The organism is Phormidesmis priestleyi BC1401, assembly GCF_001650195.1.
Lineage (GTDB): Bacteria > Cyanobacteriota > Cyanobacteriia > Leptolyngbyales > Leptolyngbyaceae > Phormidesmis_A > Phormidesmis_A priestleyi_B.
Window position 1 is genome coordinate 1 of sequence record NZ_LXYR01000165.1, and the last position, 1,155, is coordinate 1,155.

Genomic DNA, 1,155 nt, shown 5'->3' on the forward strand with positions numbered 1-1,155 from the left:
GATAACGTCAACGGGAGAATGCTGGTTTGAGGGCGCATCTTTTAATCTCGTAACAAATAATTTCCTTGCTGAGAATTGACTGCCCTTATTGAGAACCATCACTTGCTGAGTGCCCAAACTATTTTAGAAAAACGGCTGGCAAATAAATCTAAAAGGGCTCGTAAAGCATTTAGTCAATAAAAAGTTTTGCTCACCGAGTTCATTTGAGAACTCCTGGCGTACGATTTTTTCCGAATTCTGAGGTGATTTTTAGAAAATCGGCTCAAAAAACCGAAAATGTTGAGCTCGTCAAATGCTACAAACTGGAGATCGAGTAGTAGATATCTGCTGGAAGTGAACCGATGACCGAGCTTTACAAAGGAGAAGCACAGGCAATCCTCAAAAATCTTTCTTCAATGCCGTTTAAGGACTGCTACCCGTTGAGCCGTGGATGTCTGAACATACCCACCTGTCCCGGTATTTACGCCATTCGTCATCGAGATGAAGGAATTTTATATATCGGAGTTGCCGTTAAGCTCAGACGACGCTTTAAGGACGGTCACAAAGCTTTTTTCTGGGCATTTCTCGACTATTGCACACCCGATGAGATCAGAATTGCCGCCGAGCTAATGGGGTATCAAAGCTTTCAACGAGCCGAGAATCTCGAAACTCTGATGATCCGAAGTGCTCGACCACGCTATAACAGTCTTATAAAGTAGGAGAAATGTCCCCTATGCAAACCACGACCGAACATTTGTCGCCAGAAGCTGCTAAAACCTTCCTAGATGCTTTGCCAGAGAAGATTAGGCTAGGGCTGCTAACGTGTGCGTCTCAGCTCAACTATCCCGTTGAGGCAGTGGTCGAGATGGCGATCGCGGGCTACCTAGACGAGGATTCAGTCAGTTTCGTGGGCTGCAACCCTATAGGAATAGATTTTGGCAGAAAAGCAGGCTGATTCATCGATTGACTAAGCAAGTTTGAGAAACCACAATCCATAGCGGTTATGGCTTTTTTGATGCGGGGTGATTCTTAGCAATCTCAAGAGTATGATTCTTAAAGGATGTCATTAAGATATCCTTTTAACTTCTTGACGATGTAACGATTACATCATATAAGTATCACTGAGAGTCTACGAGGATATCACCATGATTCTTGTCTGTGGGGGTATTAAAGGGG

General features: G+C 43.9%; 2 protein-coding genes. Both read left to right on the plus strand.

The window, feature by feature from the left end; translation table 11 throughout:
- The first annotated feature begins 341 nt into the window (after nt 1–341).
- Nucleotides 342–698 (plus strand): GIY-YIG nuclease family protein, encoded by a 357-nt coding sequence (locus A8707_RS26210; protein ID WP_068820386.1) that lies wholly within the window; start codon nt 342–344, stop codon nt 696–698.
- Between the two features lie 14 nt (nt 699–712).
- Nucleotides 713–934: a hypothetical protein gene (locus A8707_RS26215; protein WP_068820388.1), complete on the plus strand. Its 222-nt coding sequence runs from the start codon at nt 713–715 to the stop codon at nt 932–934.
- Nucleotides 935–1,155: the final 221 nt, after the last annotated feature.